At 72.9% G+C, this 14,112-nt stretch carries 15 protein-coding genes; 7 read left to right on the top strand and 8 right to left on the bottom strand.

Going from position 1 to position 14,112, the window contains the following annotated elements; genetic code table 11:
• Window positions 1–330 precede the first annotated feature (330 nt).
• Window positions 331–987: a hypothetical protein gene (locus AB0I67_RS12015; protein WP_357921655.1), complete on the bottom strand. Its 657-nt coding sequence runs from the start codon at window positions 985–987 to the stop codon at window positions 331–333.
• A complete protein-coding gene (locus tag AB0I67_RS12010; protein WP_357921652.1) occupies window positions 984–1,526 on the bottom strand; it encodes a SigE family RNA polymerase sigma factor in 543 nt (180 codons plus the stop codon). Before AB0I67_RS12010 ends, AB0I67_RS12015 begins: the two co-directional genes overlap by 4 nt.
• Window positions 1,527–1,751: 225 nt before the next feature.
• Here AB0I67_RS12010 and AB0I67_RS12005 point away from each other — a divergent pair, with 225 nt between their 5' ends.
• From AB0I67_RS12005 to AB0I67_RS11990, 4 genes are all read left to right on the top strand, one after another.
• Window positions 1,752–2,291: an RNA polymerase sigma factor gene (locus AB0I67_RS12005; protein ID WP_357921650.1), complete on the top strand. Its 540-nt coding sequence runs from the start codon at window positions 1,752–1,754 to the stop codon at window positions 2,289–2,291.
• A gap of 47 nt (window positions 2,292–2,338) precedes the next feature.
• Window positions 2,339–2,806, top strand: coding sequence for a peroxiredoxin family protein (locus tag AB0I67_RS12000; protein ID WP_357921647.1), 468 nt, complete (start codon window positions 2,339–2,341; stop codon window positions 2,804–2,806).
• Between the two features lie 319 nt (window positions 2,807–3,125).
• Window positions 3,126–3,566, top strand: coding sequence for a DUF1203 domain-containing protein (locus AB0I67_RS11995; protein WP_357921644.1), 441 nt, complete (start codon window positions 3,126–3,128; stop codon window positions 3,564–3,566).
• A gap of 165 nt (window positions 3,567–3,731) precedes the next feature.
• On the top strand, window positions 3,732–4,808 hold the full coding sequence (locus AB0I67_RS11990) for a phosphotransferase (protein WP_357921641.1): 1,077 nt from the start codon (window positions 3,732–3,734) through the stop codon (window positions 4,806–4,808).
• Window positions 4,809–4,833: 25 nt separating this feature from the next.
• On the opposite strand, the gene AB0I67_RS11985 is transcribed toward AB0I67_RS11990, so the two are convergent.
• The 4 genes from AB0I67_RS11985 to AB0I67_RS11970 are packed head-to-tail and all read right to left on the bottom strand — an operon-like array spanning window position 4,834 to window position 9,179.
• Complete coding sequence (locus AB0I67_RS11985) at window positions 4,834–6,423, bottom strand: MFS transporter (protein WP_357921639.1); 1,590 nt, start codon at window positions 6,421–6,423, stop codon at window positions 4,834–4,836.
• Between the two features lie 19 nt (window positions 6,424–6,442).
• Window positions 6,443–6,892 carry a hypothetical protein gene (locus tag AB0I67_RS11980; protein ID WP_357921636.1) on the bottom strand — a complete coding sequence of 150 codons (450 nt, stop codon included), beginning with the start codon at window positions 6,890–6,892 and terminating at the stop codon, window positions 6,443–6,445.
• On the bottom strand, window positions 6,859–8,358 hold the full coding sequence (locus tag AB0I67_RS11975) for a hypothetical protein (protein ID WP_357921633.1): 1,500 nt from the start codon (window positions 8,356–8,358) through the stop codon (window positions 6,859–6,861). The genes AB0I67_RS11980 and AB0I67_RS11975 overlap by 34 nt, the downstream gene beginning before the upstream one ends.
• Before the next feature lie 26 nt (window positions 8,359–8,384).
• Window positions 8,385–9,179 carry a DUF4253 domain-containing protein gene (locus tag AB0I67_RS11970; RefSeq protein WP_357921630.1) on the bottom strand — a complete coding sequence of 265 codons (795 nt, stop codon included), beginning with the start codon at window positions 9,177–9,179 and terminating at the stop codon, window positions 8,385–8,387.
• Window positions 9,180–9,235: 56 nt separating this feature from the next.
• On the opposite strand from AB0I67_RS11970, the gene AB0I67_RS11965 reads away from it, so the two are divergent.
• Window positions 9,236–9,838 (top strand): HAD-IA family hydrolase, encoded by a 603-nt coding sequence (locus AB0I67_RS11965; protein ID WP_357921627.1) that lies wholly within the window; start codon window positions 9,236–9,238, stop codon window positions 9,836–9,838.
• Here AB0I67_RS11965 and AB0I67_RS11960 read toward each other — a convergent pair.
• Complete coding sequence (locus AB0I67_RS11960; RefSeq protein WP_357921624.1) at window positions 9,832–10,941, bottom strand: TIGR03118 family protein; 1,110 nt, start codon at window positions 10,939–10,941, stop codon at window positions 9,832–9,834. The genes AB0I67_RS11965 and AB0I67_RS11960 overlap by 7 nt on opposite strands.
• Before the next feature lie 80 nt (window positions 10,942–11,021).
• On the opposite strand from AB0I67_RS11960, the gene ppgK reads away from it, so the two are divergent.
• Window positions 11,022–11,756, top strand: coding sequence for a polyphosphate--glucose phosphotransferase (gene ppgK / locus AB0I67_RS11955; protein ID WP_357921621.1), 735 nt, complete (start codon window positions 11,022–11,024; stop codon window positions 11,754–11,756).
• Window positions 11,757–11,815: 59 nt separating this feature from the next.
• Window positions 11,816–12,286: a VOC family protein gene (locus tag AB0I67_RS11950; protein WP_357921618.1), complete on the top strand. Its 471-nt coding sequence runs from the start codon at window positions 11,816–11,818 to the stop codon at window positions 12,284–12,286.
• 24 nt (window positions 12,287–12,310) lie between these two features.
• On the opposite strand, the gene AB0I67_RS11945 is transcribed toward AB0I67_RS11950, so the two are convergent.
• Window positions 12,311–14,107, bottom strand: coding sequence for a BTAD domain-containing putative transcriptional regulator (locus AB0I67_RS11945; protein WP_357921615.1), 1,797 nt, complete (start codon window positions 14,105–14,107; stop codon window positions 12,311–12,313).
• Window positions 14,108–14,112 lie beyond the last annotated feature (5 nt).

Genomic DNA, 14,112 nt, shown 5'->3' with positions numbered 1-14,112 from the left:
TGCTGACCCCATCGGTAGGCGCGGGCCTGTCTCTGAGCCGAGAGGCCGACCGGTCAGGTCGTGCCCAGTGGGTACCGCGCGAATTCGGGATCGGCGTCGCCGAGCTCGATGTCGTTCTCGTCCAAGGCGTTGACGATGCGGAAGCGGCCGGACCCCGTCCTCGACGAAACGGACCAGGGCGAAGCCGGTCAGACGCCTGCCAAGGAGCGCCGCCGGAGCGGGTCCATGGTCGGCGCGGACGGCTTCCAGGCCGACCAGGAACGTCGGCTCGAAGCCGGGAATGCCCATCACGGGAGGAGATTGTCCAAGTTCCTCACCTGGCAGCCAATGTCAGAGCGGGATCCGCTGCAGGACCTTGCCCTTGGCGTCGGTGAAGACCAGGCTACGCATAGCGACGTCCCGGGGATACTCGACCGCCCACAATCCCAGGCCAGGGCTGACCTCGCGGGTGAGGGAGCCGGGGAACTTGCGGCCGTCCTTGGCGTGGGCGGTGACGCCGTGGACGGCGGACTTGGCGATGCCGAACCAGACGTTCACGACACGGAGCTTGCCCTGCCGCCTGGCGTACTCCTCGGCAGTGAAGGGCGGGAAGGAGGAGCAGGAGCTTCCGGTGGGGCCGCTGCTGCAGAGGAAGAGGTGGTCGGGGCGGGGGCTGTGGCTCACCCACATGAGCAGGGGCGGCACGGAGGCGATCCGGCCCTTGGGCGGGTACTTCTTCTTCAGTTCCGCGAAGCCCCGGTAGGTGGGGGTGGCGGAGGGGGAGGGGACGGCGACGGCGACGTCGGGTCGAGGGGTGGGGCGGTCGGGAGTGATGGTGAGGGTCGCGAGGACAGCGGCGGCTGCGGTGACGGCGGTGGTGGCGGCCAGGGCGGCGCGACAGCGGCGGCGCACGGCACGTCCCTCCGCCATGGCGCGGTCGACGTCGATCGAGGTGGGCGGCTGCTCGCGGGTGGCCAGCGAGTCGAACAGCTCCTTGACATCCGTCACGGCTTCTCCGTCCAGGCGAGAGGGGACTGCGGGGCGTCGAGCATCGAGCGCAGGGTGGCGAGACCGCGGGCGGTCTGGCTCTTGACGGTTCCGGCGGAGCAGCCGAGCGCCGCGGCGGTCTGCTCGACGCTCAGGTCGCAGTGGAAGCGGAGGACGAGGGTGGCGCGCTGGCGGGGTGGGACGGCGGCGAGGGCTCGGGTGAGGTCCATGGCCAGGTCCCGGTCGCCGGAGTCGGACACCCCGGAAGCGCCGGGCGAGCGAGGGAGCGCCGGGTCGGGAGGGGTGCCGGATGCCAGCCGTACCCGGGAGAACCAGCCCCCGCGCTGCTCGGCGAGGAAGACGCGGATCAGCATCACGCGCACATAGGCGTCGAGGTCGTCGGCGGCCCGGGCCTGACGCCACTTGACGTACAGCCGGGTGATCGTCGTCTGGACCAGGTCGTCGGCGCGGTGCCAGTCGTGGCACAACGGGTAGGCGATCCGCCGCAACCAGGACAACCGGCCCCGCACGTAGGCGGTGTACTCCTCGTCAGCGTTCATGGATCTCCCAGATGGATGGCTTCACACTCAGGGGATGCGTCCAGCCCGGGAGCGGGTTGCACGGGTCCGAAACCCGTATGACGGGGGCCCGGCGAAATTGGTTGCCGCGAAGGTGAATCCTTTTGTACGGCGGTGCCCTCTTATGGGGTGATAGTCACACGGAAGGGGACACAGGCATGGCAGAAGCCACGGCACGGGCCTGGGCCGAGCGGCTGGAGGACGGGCGTGAGTGACCGCGCCTGGGCGAGCGAGCAGCTCATCGAGGCCGCGCAGGCGGGCGACCGGGAGTCGATCACCGCGGTGATCCACGGCGCCCACTCCCACGTGCGGCGCTTCGCCGAGCACCTGTGCGCCACCCCGCAGGACGCCGAGGACGCGGCGCAGGAAGCGCTGATCACGCTGTACCGGAAGATCGGCACGCTCCGGGCGACCGGGGCGCTGGCGTCGTGGATGTTCCGCATCGTGCGCAACGAGTGCCTGCGCCGGGCGCGGCTGCTGTTCGAGCGGGACGCCGACTTCGGTGCGGGGGCGGCGACCTCGGCCGAGGACGAGGTCATCCGGCGGATGGAGGCCGAACTGGTCGCCCAGGCGATCAGGGAACTGCCGGACGTCCAGCGGCGCGTGCTGATCATGCGTGACGTCCTGGGCCATCCCGGCCGGCGGGTCGCGGAGTCGCTCGGGCTGAGCAACGCCGCGATGAAGTCCCACCTGCACCGGGCCCGTGCCCGGCTCCGGCTGAGCCTGACCGGATCCGCCGGCCGCTGAGCCTGGGTCGCCTTCCATCACCCGTTTTCGCGAAGAGGAGTTCCACCATGCTCACCATCGGATCGACCGCGCCCGACCTCGTCCTGGAGGACACCGACGGGCAGGCCGTACGCCTGTCCGACCATCGGGGACGGCAGGCCGTACTCGTGTACTTCATGCGGTCGACGTCCTGCCCGATCTGCAACCGCCACGTGCAGGACCTCGTCCGCAGCCGGGGCGAGTTCGCGGCGGCGAACGTCCAGGTGTTCGTCGCGGTGCCCGAGGAACGGGCGGAGGCGGCGGCTTGGAAGACCAGGCGGCAGGTGCCGTTCCCGGTCCTGACCGGACGCCGGGGGACGCCGCACGAGATGGTCGGGCTGAGCAGGAAGATCTTCGGGTCCATGCAGCAGTCGGGCGATGTGCTGGTCGACGCCCAGGGCGTCGTCCGGCATGCGCACGGCGCGACCATGCCCACCGGGGCGTACGACAGGAAGGGGATCATGGCGGCGATCCAGGAGCTGCGCGCGCACGCGTAGGCGCGGGTTGGACGGGGCCGGATGTGGGTGGCGGGCTGGGGACTGCCACGGCTTCGACGTGCCGCCGGAACGTTCGCGCCGGTTGGGGCAGGAGGCGGAGGCGGCGGGGTTCGACGGCCGGACGGGTGAGCCTGGCCATTGGGCAGGGGGAGGGTGGGCGCGCCGCCGAGGCGGAAGGGTGGGGGCGCCAGGACCTTGGAGGGTGGTGCGCCGCCGACCGGGGAGGGCATGCGATGTCCGAAGGGCGCCAGCGGGGGGTGAGCTGGGGCGTCACGCTGGGGGTATGACATTTACGATTGCTGCGATTCCCCGGGAGATCGTGACGGAGCTGCTTCGGCGGGACGATGCGGGTAACCCGCCGCGGCTGCTGATCGATGACGAGGGTGGCAGTCCGTTGCGGTGCTGTCTGACCAAGGCTGAGGCGGGGGCGGAGATCGCCCTGGTGTCGTACGCGCCGCTGCGGCGGTGGGCGGTGGAGAACGGGGTGGAGCCGGGGGCGTACGACGAGGTGGGGCCGGTGTTCGTGCACGCCGGGGAGTGTCCGGGGCAGGAGGGGGAGGGATGGCCGGTGGCTCACACCGCGCAGCGGGTGCTGCGGGCGTACACCGCTAAGGGGACTATTCACTCGGGGCGGCTCCTTCCCGCCGGGGCGGATCCGGAGGCGTGGCTGGAGGAGCTGTTCGCTGAGCCGGAGGTGGCGGTGGTGCACGTACGGGCGGTGGAGTTCGGCTGCTTCCAGTTCGCCGCACACCGCTCCTAACCGACACCAGCCCCAGCCCGGCACCAGCCCGGCCCCAGACCGGCACCAGCCCCAGAACCACAGCAGCCACCACCCCACGGCAGCCACCACGCCACAGCCTCACGGCCCCGCGTCCGCCGCTTCAGCGGACTGGGACGTGCGGCGGCACGGCCTAGCATCGCTCGGATGGATGAGTTGGCCGATGAGGTCGAGCGGCTCCTGCCCGGCACTGCCCCCTGGTCCCTGCACCCCCTGACGCACAACCCGCTGAACGCGGTCACCGCCGGGATCTGGCGGGTCGTGAGGGGTGATCGGTCGGCGGTGGTCAAGGTGTTGTCGCCGGACCCGGGCGGGCACCCGGACTGGCAGGCGTCCAGAGACCCGAGGCACTGGAACTACTGGCGCCGCGAGGCCGAGGTGTACGCGGACGGCCTGCCGTACCTGTGGGAGAAGGCCGGGATCCGGGCGCCCCGGCTGCTGGAGGTGGTGGAGCGCGACGGCGGGAAGCTGGCGCTGTGGACCGAGGACGTGGCCGGGCAGCCCGGCGCGGCCTGGTCCGCCGAGCGGCACGTACGGCTGGCCGGGCAACTGGGCCGGGCGCAGGGCGGCACCGGGCCGGTGGAGCGGCCGTGGCTGAGCCGGGGCTTCCTGCGCGGCTACACGGGAGCGAAGAGCGTCGACTGGTCGCTGCTGGACGACGACGAGGCGTGGGCGCAGCCGATGGTCAGGGAGCACTTCCCGCCCGGCCTGCGGGCCGAGATGGTCCGGCTGCATCGTGACCGGGAGTGGTTCCTGGCCACGCTGGAGGGCCTGCCCCGGGTGTGGTGCCACCTGGACCTGTGGCCCAACAACGTGATCGCCGACGGGAGCGGGTCGGTCCTGCTCGACTGGGCGTTCACCGGGGAGGGCGCGCTCGGCGAGGATCTGGGCAACCACCTGCCCGACAGCGTCTTCGACCTGTTCCTTCCGGCGGCGCGGCTGCCGGAGCTGGACGGGCGGCTGTTCGGGGCCTACCTCGACGGGCTGCGGGAGGCGGGGTGGCGCGGGGATCCCCGGCAGGTACGGCTGGCGGTGTGCGCGTCGGCGGTGAAGTACGACTGGCTCGTGCCGGCGCTGCTCCGGCGGGCGGGTGAGGCGGTGCAGCTCGACTACGGCGGCGGCCGGCCGGTGGATGTGGCGCGGCGATATCGCGAGCGCGGGGCGGCGCTGATGTTCCTGGCGGGCTGGGCCGAGGAGGCCCGCGGACTGGGCGGCTACGCCTGATCCGCGGGCCCCGCAACAACGCGGGTCAGGTGGCGGTGGCCGGTTCCGGGGAGTCGGCCGTCGCGGTGGTCTCCACCCCGAACACCAGCACGATCACCACCGCCAGCAGCAACGGCACCGCCCCGAGCAGCGCGGTCGTCCCGATGGACGGCACGGCGGCCCCGGCCACCAGCACCGCGGTGACCGCGACGCCGCCGAACTTGCCCATCCCGGCCGACAGCCCCGAGCCGCGCGAGCGGATCCGGGTCGGGTAGATCTCCGAGGCGTAGGCGGCCAGCACGGCGGAGATGGCCGCGGTGCCCACGATGGGCCCGGCCAGCAGCAGGTACAGCCAGGTGCTGTCCTGCGCCAGCGTCTCACCGGCGAACGACAGCGCCACCAGGGCGACCCCGACCAGCGTGGACAGCACCACGATGGTCTTCTTCGCGCTCCACAGCCCGTACATCGCCGCCGAGACGAAGATGAGCGGCAGCCCCAGCAGCGTCGAGTCGCGCAGCGCCCGGTCGGCGGTGACCTGGTCGAGCCCGAGGGTGCGCAGGTTGGACGGGATCCAGAGCTGGAAGCCGAAGGTGACCAGGCCGATCGCCAGCCCCAGGATGACCACCGCGGAGGTGAGCCCGGTGTACGGCGCGCGGAACAGCCGGGAGTAACCGCCGGAGGTGGGGTCGGCGACCGTCTCCACCTCCTCGCCGCGTACTGCGGCGGCGCCGTACCGCTGGAGGATCTCCGAGGCCTCCTCGTGCCGCCCGTGGGCCAGCAGGAAGCGCGGCGACTCGGGGATCCAGCGGTTGAGCAGGATGAGGAAGACCCCGGTGGGCAGCCCGACCAGCCACAGCACCCGCCAGGAGTAGGTGGGCGCGAGCGAGGCCGACAGCCAGCTCGCGGCGAGGTAGGCGATGGCCAGGTTGCCGCCGATCAGCACCATGACCCAGCCCTTGTGCCGCGCCGGGATGGTCTCGGCCAGCAGGGAGAAGGCGATGGGCAGCATGCCGCCCGCGCCCAGGCCCATGACCAGGCACATGATCAGGTTCCACTCGAACGACGGCATCGCGCCGCAGATCGCGGTGGCCACGAAGATCACTCCGGCGAACAGGATGGAGGGCTTGCGCCCGATCCGGTCGCCCATCCAGCCCCAGATCAGCGAGCCGAGCACGGTCCCGGTGAGCCCGAACAGCGGCAGCAGCGCCACCGGCAGCTCCCCGGTCGGTACGGCAGGCCGCAACGCGTACTCCTTGGCCATCTCCGGCGCCACGAAGCCCAGCGTGATCGGCTTCATCGCGTCGATGATCACCGCGGTCGACATGACCACGATGAGGCCGATGTGCGCCGGCCGCAGCTTCGCGCCGTCGAGCGCCTTGATCTTGACGTCCGCGGCCGGCTTGGCGGTGAGCCAGCCGCGCGGCACGAGCCCGTAGGCCGTCGCCGCGATGCCCGCGACGATCAGCACCATGCCGATCGTCATCGGCAGGTCCATCGGCATCCCGGCCATCCGGTAGCCCATGTGCGAGGCGTGCAGGTACATCGGCAGGTGGAGTGCCACCCCCGCGACGCATAACACCACACCCGCCCAGAAGGCCAGCGGGTGGGCGAAGTGGATTCCCCCGGCTCTACGCATGCGCGTCTTGCCCTTTCGATCAGATCAGGCGCCCGCCTCGCAAGCGCCAGCGGACGGACAGCACCCTCATGGGGCCGTTCGCGAACAACCACTGGCCCAGCCAGACGACCAAGAACATGATCGTGAAGGCGCCCCCGCGAACCGGGCCGGTGACGAGCGGGACCAGCTCCGCCTGGAGCAGGCCCCACAGCAGCAGTCCCTCGGGGAGGCCGGTGAGCAGGCCGAACAGCGTCGGCCAGTCCTTGTCCCAGCGGAACTGCATCAACAGGTGGTACAGCAGCTCCCAGCCGGCGCCGAGCACGGTGGCGGCCAGGAGGATCACGAAGGCGTCGGCCAGGCCCATGGGCAGGACGAGCGCCAGCAGCGCGGTCAGTGGTGCGCCGACCGCGAAGGCGAGGAACAGGCGGGTCTGCAGCCGCCCGCCGAGGGTGGGGATCACACCGGCCGCCCGCCGGCCCAGCGCAGCCACTGCGCCACCGACCGCAGCGGCCCGAGGCGCCGGCCGAAGCCGCGCCGCGCGAGGTCGTCGGCGATCTCGTGCGCCGCGGTCTGCAGGCCGAGGAAGCTGTCGACGGCCAGGAAGTGGTTGCCCGCGACCGCCGCGCCGGAGGCGTACAGCGCCCCGTCGCCGCTTCCGGCGCCGAGCACCTCGAAGCTGGGGCTCACCGCCAGGCGGCCGGCGCGGTTGCGGGTGGCTCCGCCGAAGCGCAGCAGGTCGTCCAGGACCCGGTGCTCGGACATGTCCGCCTCCAGGCCGGTGCAGTCGATGATGAAGTCCGACAGGTAGGTGAGGTGGCCGTAGTGGGTGACCAGGCGGCCGTCCGGGGCGCGCTCGATCTTGTCGACGGTGGCCTGGACCGGGTGGTACCAGCCGCCGGAGCGGGCCCGCGCCATCTGGTCCTGCCAGCGGCGCAGCTTGGGGGTGGTGGTCCCGGCCACCAGCTTGGCGAGCTCGGCCCGGCGCTCGGGCGTGGCCGCGGCGAAGTCGGCCTTGAGCTGGCCGCCGAAGGCCGACTTGGGCATGGTGAAGGCCTGGTAGGCCCAGCCGTCGCCGCCCTTGCGGCGCATCCGGGCGTTGGGGCCGTGCGAGCCGGTGACGTAGGTGCGGAACAGGTGCACGATCTGGGTCCGCAGGCCGTACCGTTCCACGTCGTCCATGAGGCGCTGCAGCACCCGCGAGGCGACGATGCCCGCGCCGCGCACGATGACCGTTCCAGGCCGGCGGCGCAGGGTGTCGTAGACGTGCTCGTGCGGCTCGTAGGCGTTGACGACCTGGTGGCCGCCGCCGTGCTCCTCGCGGAAGCGCTGCAGGTCGTCGAGGAACTTCAGCCCGGGGTAGCCGACCGCCAGGTGCACGTGGCTGGAGCGCAGGATCACCCGCTTGGTCGGCGCGGCCCCCGGCGGCGGGGTCAGGACGGTGAAGTAGCCGCCGCCGTGCCGCTTCCTGACCATGCGGACCTGGCCCTTGGCCAGCATGCTCCAGTAGCCGATGCGGTGCGCCTCCTTGGCGATCGAGGCGCTCACCAGGCCGGCCGGCGGGCTGTAGAAGTCGCTCAGCACCGGCTCGACCAGCACCTGCAGCAGCGGCTTGAGGCTGACCTCGCGCCACGACTCGGCGACGGCGTAGGACGGGAAGCCCCAGATGTTGTCCGGCCTGGCCCCGGCGTCGGAACGGATGCGCTCGGTGGCCGGGAGCTGGGAGGCCCGGCACAGGTAGTCCCAGGTCTGCCAGGGGGTGTCGTTGACCGACAGCACGCGCATCCACTCGGCCGGGACGCCGCGGATGCGCAGGACGTCGAGCAGGGTGAACGAGCCGATGCCGCCGCCGACGGAGACGAGCGGCACGTCGAACACCGGGATGCCCGCCCGCTCCGGCAGCCCGTCCCCCCAGACAGGGGTGTTCAGTAACTCTGGTGTGAGATCGCCCCGAATCATGCCAAGGACACGTTAATGGAGAACGATCAGTCCCACCAGAAAGACCACGAATACGCCGAGACGAGCTCCTCGGCGTAGCCGCGCAGGTCACCGGCGCCCTGCACGATGTTGTCCGGGCAGAACGCCCAGTGCTCGGCGGCCACGTGCAGCGCGTGCTCCAGGTCGGTCGGCGGCGCGGCGATGCTCAGATCGAGGGTGTTGAAGCCCACGCACACCACCCGCGCCCCGAACCGCTCCTCCCAGCTCCGCACGACCGCCGCCATCGGCACCGCCCACTCGTTGTGGTGGATGGCGCCCTGCCAGCCCATCGCCACCAGCGCGTCGGCGCCCCGGGCCGCGGGCGCGAGGCCGAGGCACATGCCGCGCTCCTCCAGTTGCTTGGCGAACCACTCGGCCACCTCGTCGGGGTCGCCCGCGGGCACGCCGGGGTCGGCCAGGCCGGGGCAGAGCACGCCGAACGGCTCGATCTCCGCCAGCGCCTCGGGCGGCGCCTGCATCACCCACTCCTGCCACACCTCGGCCATGAAGCCTTCGGCGGTGAAGTGCCCGATCAGCACGGGGTTGTCCGGTTCGACGCGGGCGGCGGCCCACGGCTGCGCGGTCTCCTCCAGCAACATCGGCCACAGCCCCGAGCGCGGATGCTCGGCCCGTAACGCCGACCACTGCGTGGCGGTCGCCGGGTCGAGACTCATCCAGAACGCGGGACGGCCGTCCTCCGCGCACAGGAGCTCGCCGGAAGGCAGCCCGACGGAGAGCGTGCGACCCCTGCCGCCGTCGGCGAACAGCCGGCGCAGCTCCTGGGGAAGCTGATGATCCGTCATCTCGGGGCTTATCGTAGTGGCCTCGACTTTGCCGCACCCAGGGACGGAATCGACTCGTGCTTGCCTTTGACGCTGTGCTCTGCGACCTCGACGGCGTGCTCCGGCACCACGACCCGGCCGCCCAGGCGGCCCTCGACGAGCGGTACGGCCTGGCCCCCGGTGAGCTGCTGAAACTCGCCCTCGCCCCGGAGACGATCGGCCCGGCGCTGCTCGGCCGGGTGAGCGACGAGCAGTGGCTGGAGTCGGTCGCCGAGGCCCTCGGCGGCGACGAGCGGGCCCGTGCCATCGTCGCCGAGTTCGCCGCCGTGCCCACCTCGGTGGACGAGGAGGTGCGGGCGCTGCTGGCCGGGATCCAGGCGCACGTCCCGGTCGTGCTGGTGACCAACGCGACGACCGCGCTGGAGGAGGCGCTCGCCGGGCTCGGGCTCGCCTACTTCGCCGACGAGGTGGTCAGCAGCGCGCGGGTCGGCGTGGCCAAGCCCGACCCGCGCATCTACGAGATCGCCGCCGAGCGGGCCGGGGTGCCCGCCGGCCGCTGCCTGTTCGTGGACGACCGGGCCGAGAACGTCGAGGCCGCTGTACGGCTGGGCATGATCGGCCTGCACTACACCGGTCCCTCGGCGCTGGCGGCGGCGCTTGCCGTACCGGACGGTCAGTAGCCGCCGGAAACCGGCGGCGAGGTGACCGGGGCGGCCGGTGAGGTCGGCGTGGCCGGTTGGCCGGTCGCCGGGGCGCGCGCGCCCGCGGGCCGGATCAGCCCGACCAGGCCGTGCCGGGCGCCGTCGATCCCGGCGGAGAACCACAGCGCGTTCTCCCCGCCGGTCGCCGCGGTGCCCGGTTCGAGGTCCCACAGGCCGGGCAGCACGATCGGCCGGCCGGCCGAGTCCCGCAGCGGGCCGAGGTGCCGCCCGCGCTTGAAGACCTGCACGGTGCCGTCGCCGAAGTTGCCGACCAGCAGCGCGCCCGCGTAGGCGCCGAAGCCGCGCGGCGCGACGGTGACCGCCCAGGGCGCGTTGAGCGCCCCGCGCGACAACCGCCCGGTCAGCCGGCCGTCCGGGCTGAAGCGGGAGACGAAGCCCTTGCCCCGGGTGGCGACCGCCTTGCCGGTGGCCGAGTCCCGCAGCGCGTAGGAGACCCAGACCGCGCCCGCCACGGCCGAGACGTTGAACGGCGCGTAGCCGCGCGGCACGAACGGATCCCTGAACTGCCAGCGGCCCAGCCGCAGCCGCCGGAAGTCGGCGTCGAAGGCGTGCACCCGGCCGCCGGCGAAGTCGGCGGCCAGCAGGAGCGAGTCGCCGACCATGGCCAGGCCCTTGTAGTCGGCGCCGCGGGTGAAGGCGCCGATGACCGCGCCGGCCGGGTCGGCCTCGGCGTTCCAGCCGGTGATCGCGCCGCTCGGGCTGGCGAACAGGAAGGTCGCCGGCTTGCCCTTGACGGTGAAGCCGTCGCCGGGATTGAGCACCTGCCCGGTCGGGGCGCCGCCCGGGACGGCCACCTCGGTGGCCTCCTTCCTGATCGCGCCCGGGACGCCGGAGTAGACGGTGGCCGAGCCGGTGCCGGTGTTGGCCACCCAGAGCGTCTTGCCCAGGGCCAGCCCCCAGGGGTTGACCACGCGTGGATCGTGGACCGCGGCGCGGCCCTTGACGTCGGAGACGAGGCCGACCACCTCGAACCTGGGCCGGGTCTGCGCGGCCTCGACGGGAGCGGCGGCGGTGAACAGGACGAGTGTCCCGGCGCAGAGTGTCATGATGCGGTGCTGCATCCGTGCCTCCTCGATGTGCGCTTGTGCCGCGAGATACGCCAGGGGCTGACGGTGGGTTCATTTCGGGGTATAGGGGCCTCATGAACGTTCTGGGCATCGACATCGGCGGATCCGGCATCAAGGGGGCGCCGGTCGACCTCGCCACCGGCGAACTGGCCGCCGACCGGCTCCGCATCCCCACCCCCCACCCGGCCAAGCCCGACGCGGTCGCGGAGGTGGTCGGCCAGATCGTGGCGCACTTCGGCTACACCGGGCCGGTCGGCGTCACCTTCCCCGGCATCGTGATCGACAACGTGGTGAAGAGCGCCGCCAACGTGCACCACAGCTGGATCGGCGTGGACGCCGGGACCCTGTTCGGCGGGGCGGTGGTGCTCAACGACGCGGACGCGGCCGGCGTCGCGGAGCTGACCTTCGGCGAGGGCCGGGGCCGGACCGGCACCGTGCTGATGCTGACCTTCGGCACCGGCATCGGCAGCGCGTTGTTCGTGGACGGCCTCCTGGTGCCCAACACCGAGCTCGGCCACCTGGAGCTGCACGGCAAGGACGCCGAGCACCGCGCCTCCGACCGCGCCCGCGAGGAGGAGGACCTGAGCTGGGAGAAGTGGGCAGGCCGGGTCGAGGAGTACCTGCGCCACGTGGCCATGCTCTTCTCGCCGTCGCTGATCATCATCGGCGGCGGGGTCTCCAAGAAGGCCGAGAAGTTCCTGCCGCACATCCGGCTGGACGTCCCGATCGTCCCCGCCGGCCTGCAGAACCAGGCGGGGATCGTCGGGGCGGCGATGGCCGCGGCGAAAAAGCTGCCGCCGCCGCGATGAGTCCGGCGCCGGGCGCCGGTCTGTACAGGCAGGAACCGACGCTCACCGAGGAGACCACCATGCAGAAGATCGCCACGCATCTCTGGTTCGACACCCAGGCCGTCGAGGCCGCGGAGTTCTACACCTCGATCTTCCCGAACTCGCGGATCGTCGAGGTGCAGCGCTTCCCGGGCGGCACGCCGGACGGCGGCGAGATCTCGGTCGTCGTCTTCGAGCTCGAGGGCCAGCTCTACTACGGGCTCAACGCCGGGCCGGAGTTCAAGTTCAACGAGGCCATCTCGCTGTACGTGCACTGCGAGACGCAGGAGGAGGTCGACACCTACTGGGACCGGCTGCTCGAAGGCGGCGGCGAGCCCGGCCCGTGCGGCTGGCTCAAGGACCGCTACGGCCTGTCCTGGCAGATCGTGCCGAACGCGCTCACCCGCATGGGCACCGACCCGGACAAGGAGAAGGCCACCCGCGTCATGCAGGCCATGATGAGGATGTCCAAGCTGGACATCAAGGAGCTGGAGGCCGCCTACCACGGCTGAACCCCGACCGGCTGGTACGGCGGGTCAGGCCGGCACGTCCTTCAGGAGCGCCGGATTGTCCACCCCGGCGGCGAACAGCCGCGCCGAGGCCAGCGCCCGGCCCTCGCCCAGCCGCCAGTGGTGCAGGTGGGCCCGGACCACGAGCTCGCGCATGTCGCACCGGGCGGCCAGCGCCGCCAGGGCCCTCGCCAGCGGGCGGGCCCGCTCGTGCTCGTCCCGGCCGAGCGCGGCGGTGATCGCCGTGTCCAGCACGTGGGCGTGGATCCACTGGTAGCGGTCGGGCACCCGGGTGGAGCGGGCCAGCGCCTCGTCCAGCCAGCGCGCCGCCGCCCGGTGCTCGCCCTTGGCGGCGTGCAGCAGCCCGAGCCCGCGCGCGGCCATGCCCTCCCAGCAGGGGTCGTCGAGCCGGCAGGCCAGCACCCAGGCGTGCTCCAGCCGCTCACCGGCGCCCTCCAGGTCGCCGCCGAGCAGGTCCGCCTCGGCGCGCAGGGTCTGCGGCCAGGGCAGGAAGGCCATCCAGCGCTGCTGCCGCACCAATTCCAGCGAGCGCGACAACGCCACCGACGCCTGGCTGCGCTCGGCGCGCAGCAGGTGGGCCCGGGCGGCGATCGACAGCGACCAGGCCTGCTGGCGCTGGTCGCCGCACCGGTGGGCCCGTTCGGCGGACTCGCCGAGCAACTCGAAGGCGGCCGGGTAGTCGCCGCGGTCGGAGGCGTTCATGCCGCGCACGCCGAGGATCGGCGCGAGCTCGTCGTCGGTCTCGGCCAGCGCCTGCGCCCGGCCCAGCCAGCTCTCCGCGGTGCCGCGCCGCCCGGCCTGCACCTCGGCGAAGCCCAGCACCCGGTAGGCGGTCACCGCGGTGGCCCGCTCGCCCTCCTGCCCGGCGAGCTGGATCGCCTCGTGCAGGACCACGACGCCCTCCTCGTCGCGGCCCCGGGCCGAGTGCACCAGCGCCTTGCCCAGCTCCAGCAGCGCGGTGGCGCGTAACCTCTCGTCCTGGCAGCGGGCCGCCTCGGCGACCGCCTGGCGCAGGCACTCCAGACCGGCGTCCACCGCCCCGGCGAGAAGGGCCGCCCGGCCCGCCTCCAGCTGTCCCGCCGCCGCGGCCCGCCCACCCAGCGGCAGCACGGTCGCGCGCCCCGGACCGGCCGAGGCCGCCTCCCGCAGCGCGGGCGAGACGGCCAGGCCCAGCTCGTTGCGCAGGAGGTCCTCGCAGACCGCGACCTGCCGGGCCGCCGCCGCCCGGTCCCCGGCCAGGGCCAGGCTGCGCACCAGCAGCTCGTGGTTGCCCTCCTCCAGCGGGTTGCGGGCCACCGCGCGCGAGGCGTACGGCACGGCCTCCCGGGCCCGGCCCGCCGCGAGCAACGCGTAGGCCGCCTGGCGCAGCCGCGCCTCGACGACCGCCGACACGCGATGGCGCTCCACCAGCAGCCAGGAGTCGAACGCCGGGCTGGAGGCGAGCTGCACCCCCTCCAGCAGCTCGCCGCCCAGCTCCAGCAGCGCGGCCGGGTCGGCCGGGTCGCGGCCCAGCAGGAGCACGTCCACCTCGATGTCCGCCGGGAAGGAGGCCACCAGCGGATCCCCGCCCAGCGACGCCGCCGGCCCGAGAGCCCGGCGCAGCTCGGCCAGCGTCCACCGCAACGCCGCCAGCGGGTCGTCGGCGTCGCCGAACAGCAGCTCCGCCAGGTGCCTGCGGCCCGGCGGGCGGTCGGTCAGCACCAGGTAGGCGAGCAGCGCCCAGGACTTGCGGCCCCGCGGCGGCCTGGCCGGGGCGCCGTCCCGCTCGATCGCCGGGGGGCCGAGCAGCCGGATGCGCACCATCGGGC

The organism is Nonomuraea sp. NPDC050310 (genome assembly GCF_040655795.1).
In the GTDB taxonomy this organism is placed as follows: domain Bacteria; phylum Actinomycetota; class Actinomycetes; order Streptosporangiales; family Streptosporangiaceae; genus Nonomuraea.
Note: the sequence above shows the minus strand (reverse complement) of the source record. Positions and strands in the feature narration are given on the sequence as shown.

Bases quoted from the DNA above. Each gene is read 5' to 3' on its own strand.
- AB0I67_RS12010 (WP_357921652.1), bottom strand. From the start codon at position 1,526: ATGAACGCTGACGAGGAGTACACCGCCTACGTGCGGGGCCGGTTGTCC.
- AB0I67_RS12000 (WP_357921647.1), top strand. From the start codon at position 2,339: ATGCTCACCATCGGATCGACCGCGCCCGACCTCGTCCTGGAGGACACC.
- AB0I67_RS11990 (WP_357921641.1), top strand. From the start codon at position 3,732: ATGGATGAGTTGGCCGATGAGGTCGAGCGGCTCCTGCCCGGCACTGCC.
- AB0I67_RS11985 (WP_357921639.1), bottom strand. From the start codon at position 6,423: ATGCGTAGAGCCGGGGGAATCCACTTCGCCCACCCGCTGGCCTTCTGG.
- AB0I67_RS11975 (WP_357921633.1), bottom strand. From the start codon at position 8,358: ATGATTCGGGGCGATCTCACACCAGAGTTACTGAACACCCCTGTCTGG.
- AB0I67_RS11970 (WP_357921630.1), bottom strand. From the start codon at position 9,179: ATGACGGATCATCAGCTTCCCCAGGAGCTGCGCCGGCTGTTCGCCGAC.
- AB0I67_RS11960 (WP_357921624.1), bottom strand. From the start codon at position 10,941: ATGCAGCACCGCATCATGACACTCTGCGCCGGGACACTCGTCCTGTTC.
- ppgK (WP_357921621.1), top strand. From the start codon at position 11,022: ATGAACGTTCTGGGCATCGACATCGGCGGATCCGGCATCAAGGGGGCG.
- AB0I67_RS11950 (WP_357921618.1), top strand. From the start codon at position 11,816: ATGCAGAAGATCGCCACGCATCTCTGGTTCGACACCCAGGCCGTCGAG.
- AB0I67_RS11945 (WP_357921615.1), bottom strand. From the start codon at position 14,107: ATGGTGCGCATCCGGCTGCTCGGCCCCCCGGCGATCGAGCGGGACGGC.